20 protein-coding genes and 1 pseudogene are annotated in these 19,986 nt (G+C 37.8%); 9 read left to right on the top strand and 12 right to left on the bottom strand.

Features of this window, described 5'->3' with window-relative positions:
• Positions 1-10: 10 nt before the first annotated feature.
• The 5 genes from NQ550_RS03955 to NQ550_RS03975 form a co-directional block, all read right to left on the bottom strand.
• Complete coding sequence (locus tag NQ550_RS03955; protein WP_259839294.1) at positions 11-2,101, bottom strand: vWA domain-containing protein; 2,091 nt, start codon at positions 2,099-2,101, stop codon at positions 11-13.
• Positions 2,102-2,136: 35 nt separating this feature from the next.
• Positions 2,137-2,514, bottom strand: a complete 378-nt coding sequence (locus NQ550_RS03960; RefSeq protein ID WP_227209930.1) for a helix-turn-helix domain-containing protein — start codon at positions 2,512-2,514, stop codon at positions 2,137-2,139.
• Positions 2,402-4,219 (bottom strand): AAA family ATPase, encoded by a 1,818-nt coding sequence (locus NQ550_RS03965; RefSeq protein ID WP_025580523.1) that lies wholly within the window; start codon positions 4,217-4,219, stop codon positions 2,402-2,404. The genes NQ550_RS03960 and NQ550_RS03965 overlap by 113 nt, the downstream gene beginning before the upstream one ends.
• Positions 4,220-4,232: 13 nt before the next feature.
• On the bottom strand, positions 4,233-5,018 hold the full coding sequence (locus NQ550_RS03970; RefSeq protein WP_025580525.1) for a hypothetical protein: 786 nt from the start codon (positions 5,016-5,018) through the stop codon (positions 4,233-4,235).
• Positions 5,019-5,117: 99 nt separating this feature from the next.
• A complete protein-coding gene (locus tag NQ550_RS03975; protein WP_015526835.1) occupies positions 5,118-5,756 on the bottom strand; it encodes a single-stranded DNA-binding protein in 639 nt (212 codons plus the stop codon).
• A gap of 390 nt (positions 5,757-6,146) precedes the next feature.
• Between NQ550_RS03975 and NQ550_RS03980 the strand changes: the two genes are divergently transcribed.
• A complete protein-coding gene (locus tag NQ550_RS03980; protein WP_025580526.1) occupies positions 6,147-6,386 on the top strand; it encodes a hypothetical protein in 240 nt (79 codons plus the stop codon).
• Positions 6,387-6,760: 374 nt separating this feature from the next.
• Here the strand turns inward: NQ550_RS03980 and NQ550_RS03985 are convergent, their stop codons facing one another.
• Positions 6,761-7,435 carry a response regulator transcription factor gene (locus NQ550_RS03985; protein ID WP_025580528.1) on the bottom strand — a complete coding sequence of 225 codons (675 nt, stop codon included), beginning with the start codon at positions 7,433-7,435 and terminating at the stop codon, positions 6,761-6,763.
• A gap of 221 nt (positions 7,436-7,656) precedes the next feature.
• Here NQ550_RS03985 and NQ550_RS03990 point away from each other — a divergent pair, with 221 nt between their 5' ends.
• The 5 genes from NQ550_RS03990 (at position 7,657) to NQ550_RS04010 (ending at position 14,167) form a co-directional block, all read left to right on the top strand.
• Complete coding sequence (locus NQ550_RS03990) at positions 7,657-8,586, top strand: ABC transporter ATP-binding protein (RefSeq protein WP_015526838.1); 930 nt, start codon at positions 7,657-7,659, stop codon at positions 8,584-8,586.
• Positions 8,573-9,382 (top strand): ABC transporter permease, encoded by an 810-nt coding sequence (locus tag NQ550_RS03995; RefSeq protein ID WP_025580530.1) that lies wholly within the window; start codon positions 8,573-8,575, stop codon positions 9,380-9,382. The genes NQ550_RS03990 and NQ550_RS03995 overlap by 14 nt, the downstream gene beginning before the upstream one ends.
• Before the next feature lie 316 nt (positions 9,383-9,698).
• The gene (locus NQ550_RS04000) at positions 9,699-11,180 is read left to right on the top strand and encodes an IS1182 family transposase (RefSeq protein WP_029677188.1); all 1,482 of its coding nucleotides are present in this window, start codon (positions 9,699-9,701) and stop codon (positions 11,178-11,180) included.
• A gap of 115 nt (positions 11,181-11,295) precedes the next feature.
• Positions 11,296-12,546: a radical SAM/SPASM domain-containing protein gene (locus NQ550_RS04005; protein WP_025580532.1), complete on the top strand. Its 1,251-nt coding sequence runs from the start codon at positions 11,296-11,298 to the stop codon at positions 12,544-12,546.
• A gap of 19 nt (positions 12,547-12,565) precedes the next feature.
• Complete coding sequence (locus tag NQ550_RS04010) at positions 12,566-14,167, top strand: ATP-binding cassette domain-containing protein (RefSeq protein ID WP_025580533.1); 1,602 nt, start codon at positions 12,566-12,568, stop codon at positions 14,165-14,167.
• 48 nt (positions 14,168-14,215) lie between these two features.
• Here NQ550_RS04010 and NQ550_RS04015 read toward each other — a convergent pair.
• Positions 14,216-14,979, bottom strand: a pseudogene (locus tag NQ550_RS04015) (IS5 family transposase).
• 173 nt (positions 14,980-15,152) lie between these two features.
• On the opposite strand from NQ550_RS04015, the gene NQ550_RS04020 reads away from it, so the two are divergent.
• The 3 genes from NQ550_RS04020 (at position 15,153) to NQ550_RS04030 (ending at position 17,165) form a co-directional block, all read left to right on the top strand.
• Entirely contained in the window at positions 15,153-15,605 is a 453-nt protein-coding gene (locus NQ550_RS04020; protein WP_025580283.1) for a helix-turn-helix domain-containing protein, read from the top strand.
• Positions 15,606-15,616: 11 nt separating this feature from the next.
• Entirely contained in the window at positions 15,617-16,267 is a 651-nt protein-coding gene (locus NQ550_RS04025) for an IS630 family transposase (RefSeq protein ID WP_242833650.1), read from the top strand.
• A gap of 148 nt (positions 16,268-16,415) precedes the next feature.
• Complete coding sequence (locus NQ550_RS04030) at positions 16,416-17,165, top strand: sensor histidine kinase (RefSeq protein WP_242833648.1); 750 nt, start codon at positions 16,416-16,418, stop codon at positions 17,163-17,165.
• 277 nt (positions 17,166-17,442) lie between these two features.
• Here NQ550_RS04030 and NQ550_RS04035 read toward each other — a convergent pair whose 3' ends face one another.
• The 5 genes from NQ550_RS04035 to NQ550_RS04055 form a co-directional block, all read right to left on the bottom strand.
• Entirely contained in the window at positions 17,443-17,883 is a 441-nt protein-coding gene (locus NQ550_RS04035) for a hypothetical protein (protein ID WP_025580278.1), read from the bottom strand.
• Between the two features lie 13 nt (positions 17,884-17,896).
• The gene (locus tag NQ550_RS04040) at positions 17,897-18,583 is read right to left on the bottom strand and encodes a hypothetical protein (protein WP_004223695.1); all 687 of its coding nucleotides are present in this window, start codon (positions 18,581-18,583) and stop codon (positions 17,897-17,899) included.
• A 13-nt stretch (positions 18,584-18,596) separates the two neighbouring features.
• Positions 18,597-19,166: a sigma-70 family RNA polymerase sigma factor gene (locus NQ550_RS04045; RefSeq protein ID WP_025580277.1), complete on the bottom strand. Its 570-nt coding sequence runs from the start codon at positions 19,164-19,166 to the stop codon at positions 18,597-18,599.
• Between the two features lie 14 nt (positions 19,167-19,180).
• Complete coding sequence (locus NQ550_RS04050) at positions 19,181-19,591, bottom strand: zinc-finger-containing protein (RefSeq protein WP_004223692.1); 411 nt, start codon at positions 19,589-19,591, stop codon at positions 19,181-19,183.
• Between the two features lie 123 nt (positions 19,592-19,714).
• The gene (locus tag NQ550_RS04055; protein WP_005340350.1) at positions 19,715-19,984 is read right to left on the bottom strand and encodes a hypothetical protein; all 270 of its coding nucleotides are present in this window, start codon (positions 19,982-19,984) and stop codon (positions 19,715-19,717) included.
• Positions 19,985-19,986: the final 2 nt, after the last annotated feature.

Below are 19,986 nucleotides of genomic sequence, written 5' to 3' on the forward strand. Positions count from 1 at the left end.
TGCCTTCTTTCTATTTCAAATATTGTTTTACAAGCTGTGTCATATTTTTGGGCAAATCTTCTAATTTGGTAATATCTAAAAAACCATCCTGATAGATTCTGCGGATGTTTTCTTTGTCATCACCAATTGCTGCAGCAAAGATCACAATGCCACGTTTACGATATTCATTCTTGATACCACGAAGATCTGCTTCTGCTTCCGTACCACTGTACCCACAATCTGCGGGCTGTCCGTCAGAGATTATGATGAGGAGTTTTTGTGATTCCGGACGCTTTGCCAGGTGTTCCGCAACATAACGAAGTGCAGCTCCATCCCGGTTGCCATTACGGGCAGACATATCTATCAGCCGGTAACGGTCAGAGGCATCCAGAGAATCAAATTCAGCATAGGAATACAAAGCAACACCCTTAGAATCTGTAGAATGCCCATAAATGGTAATAGGAATTCCCAGGCTCATACAGAAATCATACAGCACGATTGCAGTTTTCCGGGCATGGGTAATACGATCTCCCCAGCCCATAGAACCACTTTCATCAACCAAAAGTCCCACGGAAAGTTTTTGTTCTTCATCCGGAAGCCTGGTTCTGGTAAAGATACCGCCGTCCTTTCGGTATAAAGCCCGCATATCCAGCCTTTTACCAAATAACAGGTTTTTTTGTTTCCCGCCTTCTGCCTCTTCTTTTAATAAAGGAAGAATGGAACTTTGCAGCCTTTTGGAGGTCCGCAAAAGAGGGGAAGCAACTGTTTGATAAGATTTGATAAAAAAGTCGGAAACGGGATTGATGCGGTGGATTGTTACATGGATGCCTGCATGGGCATTTCCGTAATGTATTTCATCCGCCGATTTTTGCAAGTCTTCTGTTAATTCCTGTTCATAACCATTTTGGGCTTTTTCCGTAGCAACATCATTTAGGATGCGTGCAAGATCATTCGCTGCATTTTCATAACCGGAACCGGCATACTGTGATGCGTATGTGATTCCTGGATTATTTCCATCTAATACTGCTGTAGTTTTAGCAAGTTCAATTCTTCCTCCTTCTTCCTGCAGTACTTTTTCTGCCTGGTTGATTGCATCTTGTCTGTAATTTGGATCAAGACCAGATAAGTCACAGGTTATAGGAGTTTTTGATTTTACTGTAGGACCTGGAATGTTTTTAGGGATTCCTCCGTTTTTACCAGTTGGAAGAGGAGATCCGCTACCTGATTCTTTCCGCAGCAGATCCTCCAGAGCATCGCCAACTTGGGTACTATCCTGCTTTTTTAAAGACTCTCTGGTTAACTCTACCATAGGCTGAATATAGTTCCAGCAAAGTACTAAAAGATAGTTGGAAGCACGTAAGCGTTCTTTCCCCTGTGTGGCAATTAAAGCATCGTCAATATAATCCATGCAGTCTGAAAGGGTGTCTGTGTATTCTCCAGAATAATTCGTGCGGTTATTTATATTACCAGTCCGGCAATAAGACAAAATTAAATTGCTCATAATGGAAAACGGCTGATAGCCACAGTCAATTTGTTCCTGTATAGAAGGAATCAATTCAGACATCCGCAGATTATTGATCTGTATTCCCTGCTTAAAAGTTCCGGGATATTCTTCACACATCCGGGCTTCAATGTAGATGTCCTCCAGTATATTATTAAACTGTGCAGCACAGCGGGATAGCGTCAGACACGTTGCGTTATCTTTTTCTTCCATGGCATCTAAGATGTCCTGCAGATTTGCCTTGTATCCAGAAGGCAGATTGTCTGGTGCTTCTGGATAGAAGGAACCATTTTCCATATTGGTCAGATAAAGCTGTAGTGATGCAAAATCAGAGTAACGCAGATGTCCGATTTCATGTCCAGTTAGACCAGTCAGGCTTTGTGACCGCAGAAATCGGGAAGGAAAGCTTTGGGTTATCGAGTTTGCGGCGTTACAGTGAATTCTATAATTATCTGTATAAGCGATGTCTGCATTTTCAGAACTGTCCCATTCCATAAGCACCTGAAGTCCATAGCGAGAACGGCCAGTAGCCGTTTTCGCCAGAGATGTTTGGTATTTTTGGAAAGCCGATGAAAGAAAGAGTTCTTCATCAGTGATTTTTGACTCCGTATCCCGAATCATTCTTTTTAAAGCTTTTTGAGTGTTATTCAATTTTTTCACCTTTCTTTCTTTTTCATATTTTGGGTTAGGAGATCTTCCATTGTACAGCCGTAATACTGGGCTAACCGAAAGACGGCGTAAGCAGATGGAAGCGTATGCCCATTTTCATAGTTCATAATTGTTTTTTCCGGTAGATGCAGAAGTCTTGCTACGGCTTTCTGAGAGAGTTTCGTCTGCTTGGATTTTCTTAAATAAACGAGATTTTCTGCCAGAGTTTTGCGTAGTTCGGCTTCGGTATAAAAGGTGTTCTTCAATAGTGTGTTATGATGCAAGAACTGTATCCAAGCAAGAACCTTCAATTTCGATACGGCTTTCAGAATCGGCAGTGACGGAAGATAAAATGGTATAATGAGCAGCTTCCTGTATATCGCCACATACCATAAAAGACTGAACCCAGGCAATTAATTCCCGGACTCCACAGCAGCCATCTGTTATCAGGTTATCCTGACAATACTGTGCGATGGAACGTACAATCTGTGTCATGGTACGTACTGATTTTTTATCGGAACATCCGGTAATAGCAAGAACACGCTCTACCATGGTCTCTTCATCCGGTTCATCCATATCTATGACCATATTCATCCTTGAAATGACAGACTGGTTCATGGGACGACAGCCGGCATAGTCATGATTAGTTGTGACTACAATGGTAGTATCCGGATGCCGATGGATGACTTCCCCGTTTGGCAGAAATACACTGTTACAACGGTCCAACAGGGAATTAAGCCCTACCAGTACACCAGGATTGGCAATCACCGTAGGCTCCTGTATTTCTACCAGATAGCCGTTTCGGATGGCTTCAACCAGTGGTGTATCCACATAGCGGAACTGTTGGCTGTTGGAGGTAGCAGCTTGTTTCTGTTTCATTTCCTCAGATATATGATGGATCAATTCTTCATAAACTGTATTTTCTGATACTTTTTCATCATAAGTACCCGTTAATTTTTCATAGGCAGTAGCCGGATCTAGGGTAATGTCTTGAAAAGAGGGCAGTTCCCCTACCAAAGAAAGCTGTTTTTCATCTACATCAGGTAAAATCTGTCCAAGAAGGTCAAAAATTTCTGTATTTGCCGAGCAGGTGATGCATCGGTAAGGCAGGTGAAGTCCTGCAGCAATGGCTTTGGCACCTTCGGTCTTTCCCGTTCCAGCAGGCCCACGGAGCATAAAATTCCGCATAGGCTGCTTGCTGTCAGTTGTTAATTTGGCATGTTCGCATATTCTTTGGATTTCTTTTGGGATTACATACCAATCTTCGAGAATAGGAACGGTTGATTCTTCTTGGGAAGTTAATGTCCGAGAATTGGACAGGATGTATTTATCGACAAAATCTTCTTTGGGAATTGAAACGGCGGAAGCAGTATAGTGATGTCCACCTTTTAATACCTGAAAGGTACCCTGGATAATTTCCGTTGGTGCATAAACACCTTTTTGGATATTCAGTGGTGTAAGTCTTTGGAGCACGCCATTTGCAGGAGTGTCAACTTTGATGTTCCCGATAGGAAGGGAATCACCATAACGGATCCTGCGGTACACGTTATCACAAAGAACCGCAGCCGTTTCTGCAGCTTTGGGCAGGTCAGGAAAACCGTCATCACGGTGTTGCTTTAATTCCTGATATTTTTCATTGAATTCGTCATCAGAAAGAAACGTAGGCATTAAAGCAAAATAAAGAGCACTTCCGGAATCTTCATCTTTTTTAAACTGATATGGCTCTGGTTTACTGTCCAGATCCAAAGGTTTTTCATACTTTCCGGCTATAAATTTCCCAGTCATACGGTTGTAGACCACTACATGCAGCAACCCGGTACGGCTTGGATATTCTGCGATTGTAAAATTGTTTGCTTGGCTTCCAATGGCTCCGAGTTCTTCCTCTGCTTTTCCAGCAGGTGGATTTTCCAAATCCATATAAGAAAAAACTGCCTGCAAAGTAGCAGAATGGAGAGTAGCCCGTTTTTTAGGCTGATTACAGTATTTGGAAGCGATGTCTTTCATCACTGCACTTTTCCCGGAATAGCTGTCAAATGGAAATGGTAGCGTTCTTTCAAAAGTCCAGTTAGGGACAAAGTTTGTATTTGGCATAGTATTTCCTCCTTTATTCTTTTATCCAGGATAATTCTAGTGCCTGGTCCTTTTCTTTTGCGGTCAATTCATCTTTTTGGAAGATGGAAATGAGAATATCCCAATAGTTTCGTGGCGGGAAATAATCAAAACAATCCTTGATTTCCGCTGTATCACCATTTTGGATGTAAATTTGCCCGTTTTCATTAATATAGAGTTTATGGTGTCCTTTCGCATGGAGCTGTCCGATAAGGTTCTCCAGTTTTTTCTTGCCAATTAAGGAATACCAGGATTCCGGATCAGCAAAAGGAACATCGTCCTCATCGGTAACTGTGACAGTCTTTTTGAGGCTGGCAATGGTCAGCATTTGAAGTTCCAGATATCCGTATTGGTTCATACGTGCTTCCGCAAAGTTGTAGTCCTCCGTATGAAAGGTTCTCAGACGTATGGGATTTCCGCAAAGGAGCTGCTTCATGGATGGCGACTTCTGGAATTCCCATGTTGCATTTGGAAATGCAGCCTGTAGTTTGTCGGTAATCTGATAGCTGATTTGTCTCCAAAGCAATTCTTCTGTTTCGGAAACTGGCTCAGATGATTTCAAAGAAGACCAAGGGCTTGTTTTGCCCTGGTTCTTGAGTAGGTTTAGAGTCAGTTTATGGATTTTGGGAAGAAGTGTGGAAAGAAATAGCAGCAGGATGCCAAGGATTCCGATACTTGCGACTGCATTACGATTTCCATTTCCTGGTATGAATATAGTTGCAATTAACAAAATTATTGTGAGCATACTTAGAACTTTAAGAAATTTCTTTTGTGTATTCACTTCATTTCCTCCATGTTTGTCTCAATAGAAAAAGGAATTGCAGCAGACCAGTAGATACTGGAAAGTCGCAATTCCTTCATTTTAGGGTTCTTTGATAATTTACGGGAATGGAAGTTGCTGTGGTGGTGTATTTTCCGGAATATTGGTAAATCCATCACCTGACACATTGCCAGCCGTAAATCCCTGTGGTGCATAAGCCGATCCCCCTGCAGGAGCATAAGACATCTGTTGGGCGGCCTGTGGCATCATATTGTTATTGACTGGCATTGCGCCAGTAGGCACGGTACCGGAAGGATTCATTCCCGGGTTTCCATTATAAGTAGCACCGTTTGCTGGTACTGGTGGAACATTTGGATTTCCGACCATTGGATTCCCCGGTACAGGTGTTGCTGCATTGGTATCATTACGATTCGCAGGTAAGAACTGCCAGTCCTTTACCATAATTTGCGGCGTGATAGCTGCTTGACCTGCATTATTGCCTTTCTGGTGAATATACGGATGGAGTTCTAAATCTCCGTAGACCATGAGACACGTTGATTTTTTGACACCGGCTTTTATCAGTCGATCTGCAAGAAACTTGTTGCAGTAACACTGATAGAAGATGGGTTCTTCCTTTCCGCTTTGACCTCTCTGGTTGGTAGCAAGCCCCAGACTGATGTATTCAGTTCCGGAATTCTTTGCTTGTTGCATAACCGGATCGGCAGTTACCCTTCCTGTTACAATGATAATAGATGACATAAAAATTCTCCTTTCTGCCCTTTGGGCGATAAAATAGTGATAAATAAAAAAAGTGCCATTATAGCACCGTATAAAACGGCATTATAATGACACGATTTTCCAACTTAAACTGCATGTGTACTGGAGATAGTATCCAGACACCCTATAAAGGGATAACACAAAACTTAAATACAATATCATAGTAACACAAGATATAGCGAAGGTCAATGATAAAATACCATATATAGTATTTTGCGATTCGAAATAATAATTTTTGTGTCAAAATGCTTGGAAGTGTAGTATTTTATGAGGATAATCCCAAATAGATATAAAATTTTCATAAAACACTACTACCTTTTCAGAGTAGATAAAATGTGGTAGAATGAGGAAAAATTATTAGGAGGATGCATTATGGCAAGACGAAAAAAACTGGAAAACACATCTTTGGAAGAGCAACTGGAGTATGTGGAACAGGAGATTCGTACAAAAGAGTCCGATTTAAAGGAACTGCGTCATAAAGCAAAAGAGATTCAAAAAGAGATAGAAGAGAAGCAGAAAGATGAGCTGTTTAAGGCTTTGGTAGCATCTGGGAAAACCATTGATGAGGTTATGAGATTTATAAAGGCAACAGGAGAAGATAAAATCGAATAAAAAAAATGAAAGATGCCGTTGTGGGGGAGTGAATCTGCAACGGTGTTTTTTATGGTCAGCTGAAATACAAATGATTTTCATAGACCACAATCACCGTTACCTTGGAAAGGAATATGTAGTGGTTCGAAGTTGTGTCTTTGCATTTGTAATTCGTAGATTTAATATATACTGCGTGGAAGTTAAGCCATTGTAGTGTCTAAAACTACGGATAACTCAGATGGTGCTTGGACGTATGTGATAGTTAATGAAGTGTTTGTGCCTGAAAAAATTGTTGAGGGTATACCTAGTTGTTTGAAAGTATGAAAAAAGTGAATAGGGTAAAAAATACCGTTACAGATTAATCTTTGTAATGGTATTTTTTGCGTGAATTTATTCTAACGGTGTAATTTATAACCTATTCCCCATACAGTATCGATATAAGGGGCTTGGTTTCCTATATGCTCTAGTTTTTTTCTTAGTTTGCTTATATGGACATTGAGAGTATTATCATCTGAAATATAATCTTTTCCCCAAATAAGTTGATATAAAGATTCCTTTGTAAAAGTCTGTTTTGGATGTTTGATTAGTAGCTGTAAGAGGTTATATTCGGTAGTAGTCAGAGTAAGCTCTGTGTTATTTACAAGTACTTTGTGATCATCCACATTTATGCGAATATCTTTAAAGGAATATTCCGTTTGGGGACTTTCGCTGCAACGGCGCAAAACACTTTCTATTCGTGCGAGAACTTCTTCATGATAAAAAGGTTTAGTTATATAATCATCTGCACCGGATCGGAGAAGGTTTATACGAATCTCAGGCTGATTTTTGGCAGATATAACAATAACTGGAATAGAATTGTTGTGTTTTTTTAGGTGAAATAGTATTTTTTCACCAGGCAAATCGGGAAGCATCAAATCTAATAACATTAAATCATATTTTTTAGAGGAAAGAGCTTCAATTGCTTCTATCCCATTGTGATATGCTGAAACATTGTAATGGTTTCTTTTTAATAATTCTGTAAGAATAAAGCAAATTTCTTTATCATCTTCTACTAATAATATATCAATCATAATAAACTCCTTTGGTAATAGGTATGGTAAAAATACTAACATGATTTGTAATTTCATACAAGTTACTGTTTTAAATAATTTGAAGGTTTCATAGGCGAGTGGGAAAATATAAAGATAAATTTATAATTTTATGGAAATTTAAGAACTGATTTAAGAGAAATGTTAGAATTAGACATTATCATTATCATTATAGGATTTAAGAAACGAGGGAAGTGATTAGAATGAAAGAACCCGAAAAAATATTGGAAGCAAAAGATATTTGTAAAGCATACGGAAAAAATATGGTACTTAATCAGGTAAATCTTACGATAAAAGCGGGCGAGATATATGGACTGGTTGGAGAAAATGGTGCAGGAAAAAGTAGCCTGATGAAAGTTATTACAGGACTAACAAAGCCGACTTCAGGTGAGATAAGTTTATTTGGTAAAAAAAATCTTGAAGATGAAAGAAATAAGATAGGATGTTTAATTGAAAATCCAGCTTTGTATATGGACATGACAGCACGCCAAAATTTGGAAATCCAGCGTACTCAACGAGGAATTCCAGGAAAAAGTAGTATTGATGAAGTTCTGGAAATAATGGATTTAAAGGACGCTGGAAATAAAAGAGTGAAGGCTTTTTCTTTAGGGATGAAACAGCGATTAGGAATTGCAATTGCATTGCTTGGTCGCCCACAGTTGCTAATTTTAGATGAACCAATAAATGGCTTAGATCCAACCAAAATTAAATATGTGCGAGAAGTCTTAAAGAATATGAATGAAGAAGATGGTACAACGATACTTATATCCAGTCATATTTTGCCAGAGTTACATCAACTTGCAACTGTATATGGATTTATACATCATGGAAAAATGTTACAACAGATTACAGATAAAGAATTAGATGAGAAATGTCGTCGTCATGTTCATATCGAAGTAGACAATGTGGAAAAGGCTAGTTGTATTTTAGATGAGAGGTATCCAGAAAGTCAAATAAAAGTTTATTTAAGAAATGTGATTAAGGTATTTGGTTATAATAAAAATATTTCTGATATAACAAAAGAATTAGTATATGGAGGAGTTGGTGTAGAAAAAATAGGATATGAAGGAGAAGACTTAGAAGAGTATTACACAAATCTATTATCGGAGGTGAAATCGAATGAGACAGCTTAAAGCAGAGTACTATAAAATGAAATATTCGCGAGCCTCGAAGTGGGTTTTAGTATTTATGGCATTTATTTTTTTTATACCGTTCGTTGTGGGAAATGATACATTGTTTATGACTTTTGGTGATTATAGAAATATAGATAGCATTGGTTGGATTTGCTACATAGACGACATGAATAATATAAAAGCTGCAGAAATCGCAAGATTTGCATTATCAATTAATTTTTTTTCTTGGATTGGATTAATTGTCTATATTACGACAATGGTATCTGCAGAATTTCATCAAGGAACAATAAGAGCTTCTGTCGTATATGGGATAAATCGAACCAAATTATTTTTAAGTAAATTACTGGTGATAAATGTTCACTTTTTTATTCTCTATTATATTGTGGAAACTGCATTAGGCTTAGGATTAGCATGGAAGTATGGTTTTCATTATAAAGGTGAGGAATTTTTGATTTTTATCGGAATGGTTACCTTAAATATGATAGCTATGATTGGAATGGAAGCTGTGGCGGTTTTGATTACGGTTTTAGTAAAGAATACAGGAATTGTGGCAGCTTTATCATGTGTATATTTCTTTGCAGGTGCGATTACTTATCCTATGGTATATGAGAATTTTCAAAATCAATCAGTGCTTCTTAAAGCATTTTGTGTTATGAACCCGACCACTTATATGTATAATATTTGTGGATATCGGATGACAAATGGGATTGTTGTTGGAACTATTATGTATGGTATGGGTGCGTGCCTGGTGGGGATAGTTTTAATGCATTTTGCATTGAAACGTCAAGAACTTTAATTTGTGTTTCAAGTAGCTCTTACTACTTTGAAATAAATAAATATTTTACAGGAGGATATTGCAATGAAGTGGATTAACAAAGCATCAGAGGACAAAAGTACAAGAATCTGCTGGGTTTACAATGATAAAGGTTGTGGATCTAAAAAGGCTACATGTGTAATTCGTTACTAAAGATATTTGTAGTCAGTAAAGGAAAATGTGCTCAGCAATATGCTGGGCACATTTCAGACTGTAGACAAAGTCCAGCAATTGCTGGGCTTTTCTACTTTTAGAACCGTCTTTCTGATATAATAAATATCAGAAGGCGGTGTTTTTTATGATGACTAAAAATGCAGATAAAAAAAGAGAACAAATGCTTATGTTTTGTATGGATGACATGGTTCCTCAGAATCATATGCTCCGTTTAATTGATAAGGCAATCGATTGGACTTTTATCTATGATCTGGTTGAAGATAAATATTGTTTAGATAATGGGCGACCAAGTATGGATCCTGTAATGCTGATAAAAATACCTATGATTCAATACCTCTATGGAATCAAAAGTATGAGACAGACCATGAAAGAAATCGAAGTTAATGTTGCTTATCGTTGGTTTCTTGGACTGGATATGCTGGATCCAGTCCCGCATTTTTCTACATTTGGAAAGAACTATACCCGCCGATTTAAGGACACGGATCTTTTTGAACAGATTTTTTCGAAGATTCTTGAAGACTGTATGAAATATAAACTTGTTGACACGGAGCAGATATTTGTGGATGCAACGCATGTGAAAGCATGTGCGAATAGTAAAAAAATGAGAAAACGCATTGCACGTGAACAGACACTTTGGTATGAAAAAGAATTAAATAAAGAGATTAAAAAAGACCGAATCGCACATGATAAAAAACCGTTGAAAGATAAGAAACCTCCGAAGCCTCCTTTGTCTGGAAATGGAGATGCAGATCATCCACAAGATAAAGAGGACGTTTCCGAAGATGTAAAAACACAAAAATGTAGCATCACCGATCCAGAAAGTGGATGGTTTCGAAAAGGAGAACACAAACATGTTTTTGCTTATGCAATAGAAACGGCCTGTGATAAACATGGATGGATTCTTGGATATAGTGTACATCCGGGAAATGAACACGACAGCCGAACATTTAAATCGCTGTATGACAAATTAAAAGGATATCAGCCAGAAATGATCGTTGCAGATGCTGGATATAAAACACCGGCGATTGCCCACTTACTATTGGAAGATGAAATTAAACCTTTGTTTCCGTATAAACGGCCAATGACAAAAGAAGGATTTTTCAAGAAATATGAGTATGCCTACGATGAGTATTATGACTGTTATATATGTCCCGAAAATAAAATACTGACTTATCATACTACGAACAGAGAAGGATATCGGGAATATAAAAGTTGTGGACTATTCTGCGAAAACTGTCCACAAATATCCCAATGTACAGAAAGCAAAGACCATACAAAAATGATTATGCGTCATGTATGGGAAGAAGATATGGAAAAAGCAGAAGAGATCAGATATGGGATAGGAAACAAACAAATTTATCAATTGCGAAAAGAAACTATCGAAAGAATCTTTGGAACAGCCAAAGAGCAGCATGGTTTCCGTTATACACAATACATAGGAAAAGCACGGATGGAAATGAAAGCCGGGCTTACCTTTGCATGCATGAATTTGAAAAAACTGGCAAAGATACTGGAACTCCGAGGCAAGATTAAGTCCAGTATTTCTTATATTTTTAAGAATGAGTCGAAATATTGGTTATATAATGAGAAATGGTGCTGGGAATAGATCCCAACACCAACTTTGTCTACAGTCTGAAATGTGCTCAGCAATATGCTGGGCACATTTTCATTATTGCAAAGAACACTGTGAAAACAAGAGATTAAGAAAAGAGGATATAATAATGAAATTATCAAGATACAATATAGAGAAAAAAGAAGATAAAAGTTGTTTGATTTACAATACGGTCACATCTGCAATACTGGAATTAGATACTGATTATGAAAAATCATATTATGAAATGAAAGAAGGGAAAAAATGTTCAAAGCCTGATTTAGAGTCAGCATTATTAGAGGGTGGTATGCTAGTTGAAGATGATAAAGATGAATTTGCAGAATTGCTTATAAGAAATAAAATAGAAAGGTTTGCGGATTCAAATCTTACATTAACTATTGCCCCAACTATGGCATGTAATTTTTGTTGTCCCTATTGCTATGAAAAAGGGAGAGAATATATTACTATGTCTGAGACTGTTCAGGATCAATTAACATCGCAGCTCAAAGAAAAATATCAGCATATACATGAATTAACGGTATCTTGGTATGGAGGGGAGCCATTATTGGCAATTGAAACTATTGAAAAATTAACCAAAAAGATAAAGTCTGTTTTGCCACTTGGTTGCAAATATAATGCGGATATGGTCACAAATGGTTATAAATTGACTAGAAGAGTAGCTGAAAAATTAAAAGACATGGACATCCACTATATTCAAGTTACTTTAGATGGTTCAAAACAAGCCCATGATAGTAGAAGGATTCTCCATAATCATCAGCCTACCTTCGAACATATATTGGACAATATAAGAGAATGTGCGGATATTTTGAATATTTCGATAAGAATTAATGTTGACAAGACAAATATAAACGAAGCAACAGAAATATTTGATTGGCTAGAAAGATATGGTTTAAAAGGTAGAGTTGGTTATTATTTAGCACCAGTAGATGATATTAATGGAGTATGTAATAATCATATATGTATGGAACGACCACAGTACGCAAAAGAAGAGATTGCGTTTTATAAAGAAGGGATTAAGAGAGGCTTTATGTACCAAGGTGTTAAGCCGAGCAATTATGGTGTATGTGGAGCAATTAGCTTAAATTCATTTGTGATAGGTCCAGATGGAGCGTTGTATAAATGTTGGAATGATATTGGATATAGTGAACGAAGTATCGGTAATTTGGAAAAAGGAATCAAACTTACAAATAAATTTGTAGAATGGCTTTCCTATGATGTCGTAAAGGATCAAGAATGTAAAGATTGTTCATTTTTTCCAGTATGTTATGGTGGGTGTGCTGCTTATAAAAATAAGATTTGTTCTTCAGTAAAATGGAATGCAGAAGAGATGTTGGAGCTGATGAAAGAAATGGCTCAATGAAATAGCAGGGAGAATTGGAATGATAAAATTTTGCAGTAAATATGTTTTTCAATATAAAATAGAATATGGGATATATTTTTTGTTGGGTATTATACTGTGCGGGTTAAATACATTTATACCGGCTGCTATGGGACAATTTATTAATATGTTTAATGTGGAAACAACATATTCAGCAATGTTAAAATTCATATTTTTATTACTGTTATTGTATGTTGGTAAGGAAATTGTCTGCTATGTCAATAAAATACTTTATATAAGGATACAGACTAATGCAGCATTTTCATTAAATTTCGAAATTGTAAATCATTTAAAAAAAGTTTCGCCACTCGTAATTGGCAGAACTGATTTATCGTACTTATCTCAAAGGATAAACAATGATGCGAATGATGTACTTATTTTTTTCATCAGCTCCTTGACTGAATTGATATTTTCAGTTTTTTCAGCGGGTATAATCTTATTTATGATTTGGAAAATGGATTCGATTGCTTTTATAGTTACAATGTTTTTATTAGCACTTTATTTTTTTATATATCTTGGCTTCAAAAAGCGTATTTATAATTGCAGTTATGGAATGAAAGAGGAGAAATCCAATTTCTTCTCCAGACTGCAGGAACAATTAGAAAAAATAGAGTTTATAAAAATACATAGTATGGATTCATTTTTTTCAAATAGGTTAGTAGCATCATATCAAAAATTATATCGATCTATATTTAAACAACAAGCGACTATCCAGGCATTTGCAAATCTTGAAGGGATTGTAGGGGCAATATCTGTATGCATTTTACTTTGGATTGGAGGAAAAAAGATACTTACTGGAGATATGCAAATAGGATATTTCTATATGATTTCAGTATATTTTAATATGATTTTGGAATATGGAAAAGAAATAGTGGCATACGGTCAAGAATACCAAGAGGCTTATGTATCCTTTGAACGTATAAAATCTATTTTAGAAATTAAGGAGCAGTCTAAGGGGTGTATAAGACTTAATGAAATCAAACAAATTAGAATTCAGGATTTGAATTTTGCATATGACCAGAAAGAAACCATAAAAAGTTTTTCTACAAACTTAAAAAAGGGGAAAGTTTATGGATTGAAAGGAGAAAACGGATGTGGGAAAAGTACACTTATTAAAATTTTAATGGGTATGTATGTAGATGAATATCAAGGGAATATAATATGGAACGATACAGAAATGAGAAATTTAGATATGGATTATATAAGAGAACATGTAATCAGTGTAACAGAACAGGAGCCGACTTTAATAGCAGATACAATATATAATAATATTGCTTTATATCGAAAGCTTGATGTAAAATGTATACAGAGAGCCGTTGATTGCTTTGGTGATAGTATTTTGAAAAGAGATAATTGGGATTTGCAAATTAATGAAAAGTCAAGTAATATTTCCGGTGGAGAAAAGCAAAAAATTGCAATTATTCGCCAAGTAGTGCAAGACGGTCAGGTAATGATTTTTGATGAGCCTACCTCAGCTATGGATGAGAGTGGAAAAAAACAATTTTTACAGTTGATCGATCAAATTAAAAATCATAAAATAATTATTATTGTTTCACATGATAATGCAATCTTGAATACATGTGATGAGATTCTAATATTATAAGGAGATATGAAGTTTGCTAGAGCGTGTCTGAAAAACATTTTAAATTGTTTATTTTAACCAAATTAATATTGAGGCGATACAAATAAATCCCAAGTAGGTTGCAGCTAATTTGTCATAACGTGTAGCGATTCGTCGGAATGCTTTTAATTTCAGAAAATACTTTTCTACTAAATGGCGTTCTTTGTATAACCACCAATCACAATGACGTTCAAATTTAGCTCCCTTTCGGGATGGAATGGTTGGCTCTCCACCGCGTGCGTACACATAATCAAGCAATTTATTACTGTCATATCCTCGGTCAGCTAACACATTGCTTCCGTTTATTTCAATTTGATCGAGCAAAGGGATTGCATAATTGATATCATTACGCTGTCCCTCACTGATCATTAAATAAACTGGATATCCATAGGCATCTACTACCGCATGGATTTTGGTGCTGGCTCCTCCACGACTATGCCCGATTTCATTTGAAGGCCCCCTTTTTTTGCACCGGCACTATGCTGGTGCGCCTGGATAATAGAAGCATCAATGGATAATTCTTCCAATTCTGCTTCAAGACTTAAAATACGGAAAATATTATCAAGGATACCATCATCGATCCATTTTCGGAATCGGCTATAGACAGTTTTCCATGAACCATAACGTTCAGGAAGATCGCGCCAAGGTGCCCCACTACGTGCAAGCCATACAATTCCATTCATAATGATACGATTGTCTTTCCTTGGACGTCCTTGTTTTCCAGTATTTTCAGGAGGTAATAAAGGTTCAATGCGAAGCCATTCTTCATCAGTCAACTCATATCGTCTCAACATAGTGAACACCCCTTTTTCTTTATTTTATCATGAAAAAGGGAAATAAAACATGCGTTTTGTGCAATTTTTATTTTTCAGACACGCTCTAGTGCTGTATCCGGTTAGTAACAATACTTTACAGTACTGAAAAAATTTGCTATACTCCATCAAAAACGGTATTGGAGGACGCAGATATGCCACGCTACATTGTCACGCTGACAAACGATGAAATACAGGAGCTGAAAGCAATAATACAAAAAGGCGGAAAGGGCTACCGCATAAAGCATGCACAGATACTGCTAAAGTTGGACCAAAAGCCTGAAAACAAGGCATGGACATATGACCGCATCAAAGATGCGTATGGAGCCGCCCGTTCCACCATTGCAGGTATTGCGCAACGGTTTGTCATGGGAGGGATGGAGGCAGCCCTTGGGCGGAAGGTACAAGAAAACCGCCGTCGCAAGGTGACGGGCGATGTGGAGGCCCGGATATGTGCCATAGCCTGTTCGGAACCGCCGGAAGGAGCCTCACGCTGGACTATGCAGGCAATCGCGGATGAACTGATCCGCCTGGAAGTGGTCGATTACATTACGGACAGTACCGTCTGCGAGGTTATGAAAAAAATGAAATCAAGCCGTGGCTCGTAAAGGAATGGTGCATTCCGGAAGCAGACGCCGAGTTCGTAGCGAAGATGGAGGACGTGCTGGAGGTATATCAGCGCCCGTATGACCCTCTCCGTCCTGTCGTTTGCATAGATGAAACGAACAAACAGCTCATAAAGAAAACACGTATTCCCTGTGAACCAGGCCAGCCTGAAAAAGTAGATTCCGTGTATGTCCGCAACGGTGTTGCAGATGTCTTCATGATTTCTGAACCCCTGGCAGGCAGGAGGGAAACGGTTGTAACACAGACCCGCACAGCATTGGATTTTGCAGAAATTCTCCGGTATACTTCCGACACCCTGTACCCACGGACGGAAAAAATAGTTCTTGTTACCGACAATCTAAATACCCATTCTCCAGCTTCATTATATAAGGCTTTCCCACCGGAAGAAGCACGCAGGCTTGCAGAACGCTTTGAATGGCATTACACGCCAAAACATGGTAGCTGGCTGGACATGGCAGAGATAGAAATCGGCATCATGAGCCGCCAGGCCCTGGGGAAGCCACTGCCAGATTTGGAAAGCTTTAAACAACAGGTTCGTACATGGACTATCAGGCGTAATGCAGAATGTGCAAAAATCAACTGGCAGTTTAAGACGCAGGATGCACGAATTAAATTGGCCAGGTTGTATCCGGTTATAGTTTAGAAACTAACCGGATGCAGTACTAGTTGTCTTTTTAATAACAGGAGTGTTTATATTATTAGGCATATTATACATTTTTCATCTGAAGAGGGAAATTAGAAGAATTATAGAATGGATAGAACATAATGAGCATATCTACTCGGTCAATGTATTGGATAAAGATATTGAGAACCTTGCACTTAGTATCAACAAGCGAATTAAAGAAGATGAACGAAAAGAACATCAGCTAAAAAAACAGGATAAAAATTTTAAAAAGATGGTAGCAAATTTATCACACGATTTACGTACTCCATTAACTGTTATTATTGGTTACTTGCAGTTAATTAGATTAGAAAAAAATGTGAATGAACCTGTTAATAGCTATATAGAACATATTGAAAAAAAGGCGGATTATTTAAAAAAATTAGTAGACGATTTATATTTATTGTTTTGGAGTGAAGCAATAGAGAGCGAAGTTGATATGAAATCAGTCAATATTACAGAGGTAGTCACTTCTTTGTTAAAGGAATATATTCAAAATTCAAAACGTGCCTCAGAACAATTAGATATTAGACTGCCACATGGAAACATTTGGATACTTGCTCAAGAGAAAATATTAATTAGAATTTTATGTAATTTAATAGATAATGCTTTAAAGTATAGTACTGGTGATATAATGTTTTACATGTGGGGAGAATCCGAGTATTGTCATATACAAATAAGCAATCCTTCTGATTATATTAGTGATGAAGAATTAAAATCTATATTTGATTTGTTTTACACAAAAGATGAAGCAAGGATAAAAAGCAGTGGTATCGGATTGTATGCTACTAGAAAGCTAGTAATACAAATAAGTGGTGATATTCAAGTGAATTATGAAGCGGGAATTTTCACTGTCAGTATAAAGTTGCCCTTAATATGAAAAAATTGGTCACAGTAGAAAAATAAAAGATATTGTTACTGCATTTTGAAACCCTGAAAGTGAAAGCACTGTCCATTTTTTGAAGAGTCTTCTGGAATACAATAGATTATTATTCCCTGCGATTGCTGTTATGCTGTCATCCTTGAGACAGAATACGTGGTAGTTCGGAGTGGTTTTTGTCATTTCACTGGGACGGCAGAAGGAAAACTTATAAAGCATAATAGAAGTGGGTATGTGAAAGTGGCATATCCACTTCTATTGTATTTAGAGAAGAAATCTAAGAGTTCTTCGGGGAAACATCTTCATTTAGGGATAATTCCTCATACGCAAGTAAATCCGGAGTAACCTTTTCTTCACCCGAAAGGTTTGCTACATTCCGGAAATATAGGCGATAATAATGTCCAGATAAAAGGCGGATATTTTTATCGAATGTAAAGTGATATTCTTTCTGGTCAGTGGAACGGAAAATAATTTTCTGTTTCTTGGTAAGTGGGCTGACTTCACGTTTTGTACAGGTTCCAGTTAATTCGGTATAGTCATGCATCTTGATGGTATGTAGCAGACTCACAATTCGTATGGCAGTTCCAACACCGATGCAAAGACTCATAAGGAGAAATATCTGGTCGTCTGTTATAAATCCGTAAATACATCCAAATAGGACACAGAAAAAGCCGATTGCCCCATGGACAATCAGCTTATTAAGAAATGGTTTTGGCATAATTTGCTCCTTCCTATAATTTTTCAAATGCAATCTGTTTATTGAGGTACAAATTACTGATGGCTTCCAGTACAGGATAACCGGCATGGGTGAATTGGATATCCTGTGCCAGGGTACGGAATGTTGCATCCGAGGTTTCATAGAGCTGCGTCAAAAGTTGCTCTGTATTTTGTGGATGGATGCCCTGTTCTACACAGGTTACAAGCTCTGCCGTAGAAATCTGTACTTTTTTTGCTATTTGGAGTACCGTGTCCTCTATAGCAGTCCGTGCCGGCTTTTTTAGATAATGGATCAGTTCCTTTGTGTGCAGTTTTTTCTTCATGCAGAGATAGATGCAGGTAAAAAGCCGTACTGAAAAACTGTCCTGCAATGGGCTGATATAAAGTTCTCCTAAGAGGCGGTACAGGGCATCCACACCAGTTAAACCATCCCCTTTTACAACCAGTCCTCGAAGCAGCAGCCGATTCAGGTAAGGTTCAATGGGGATATTTTCCGAACGGTGATGTTTTTTCAAGCGTTCGGAAAAAGCAGACTGCAATTCATGGATCTGTCGGATTTGAAATGCGAGGCTGCTCCACAGAAAGAATTCTTCTTCTGTCAGTCCGTATTCCTGCCGGTTATTGATAACAGTCGGTGTTTTATGTTCCTTTATGGAATCCTGGAATCGTAGGATTCCGACTGCAGTATAAAGTGTCAGCATAATCGTTCTCCCTTCAAGATAAAAGAGTATATAATTTGGTATCCTGCTGTAAGTATTTCCGGGCTTTGCTTTGCCATGCCCGGACATGATTCATTGGGACACCATAATGTTTGGAAATTTCTTGGTTGGTATATCCTTTTTGCTGCAGGAGCAGGGCATGTATTCCTTTTCTTAGTGTATTGCAGCTTCTCGCTTCTAAGGACTGCAGGTGCTTATAAATGGGTTCCTGGTTCATACATTGTTCCTGCCATAGTTCGGTTTTTTGGTCTACAAGCAGGGGTTCCATGTCAAATTCGGAAGATGCATACATGGAACAGGTGTATTTTCGTTCTTTTTGCAGTTTTCTCCAATAACTGTAAATGGCATTTCGTATGGCAACTTTGGCGTAAACTGCAAAGGGACGGGTGTTGTCATAGTTCATGGCGGCTTTGCATAAAGCTAAGTTTCCGGCTTGCAGAAGGTCTTGCTGCTCATCGTATGAGACATAAGCACAACGGGAAGTCAATTTTTTTACCATTTCAGGTACCAAATATAAGTACTCCTCTGTCAATCGGCGTTCATCATCTGTCATCGGGATGATCATACATATCCCCCCTTTCAACCAATGGCCCTGAGAGGGATATGGTTATTCTCCAGAATCTTCATGGATTCCAGAATTAGTTGATCACACATATAAGTGCTAAATTCTCCGATGTGTGCTTCCTTGGCAGTCAGACAGAATTTATCAGCAATCCAGCGGTAAGCCTCCGATTTCGTAAAGATGTGGTTTAGCCATATCTGGTCAAATACCCGGTGTGCTTGGATCCTTTTTTGCCGAAGCTCTTTGTTTGCCAGTTTTCCTTTGGCATTGGTAGTGCCAGGATGAACTCCTACATAAGAATTACACTGTGGGAAGTGACTGCACACATAGAGTTTTCCATCTTTCGCTTTATTTCCATATACATAGGACGCATCCCTTAAAATTGCGATGCTGCCGCAGTATGGGCAGCGGATTTGTTTCTGTTTCATAAAGATTCACCTCGCTTACGTGTTTTATACGTATATTGTAAGAAAGCAGGTGATGAATTCCCATAGGATGGGCATAGAAACTACTCCCAGATTCGGACTAAATGGCACAAAATGGCAGAAAATCTAAGAATAGAACAGTGCCTTGATAAGCGGAAAGAAACCGCTGTCTGCAAAACGTGAGTAATTTACTGGTGTAAAGATGAACCCTGCACAGAAAATCCGGATGACATAAACAGAAATCAGAGCTATACATAGCCGATACAGATTTCTGGTGCGTTTGTTCCAGGGCTTTCTCGGACGAAACTTCAGGTACAGGATTAAAAGTGCAGGAATAAAAATAAAGTTCGTAAATATTGTATCGATTCCTTGAATCATAGCAGTGAAATTCAACATAA

Origin of the sequence: Blautia wexlerae DSM 19850 (assembly GCF_025148125.1) — a bacterium.
GTDB classification, from domain to species: domain Bacteria; phylum Bacillota; class Clostridia; order Lachnospirales; family Lachnospiraceae; genus Blautia_A; species Blautia_A wexlerae.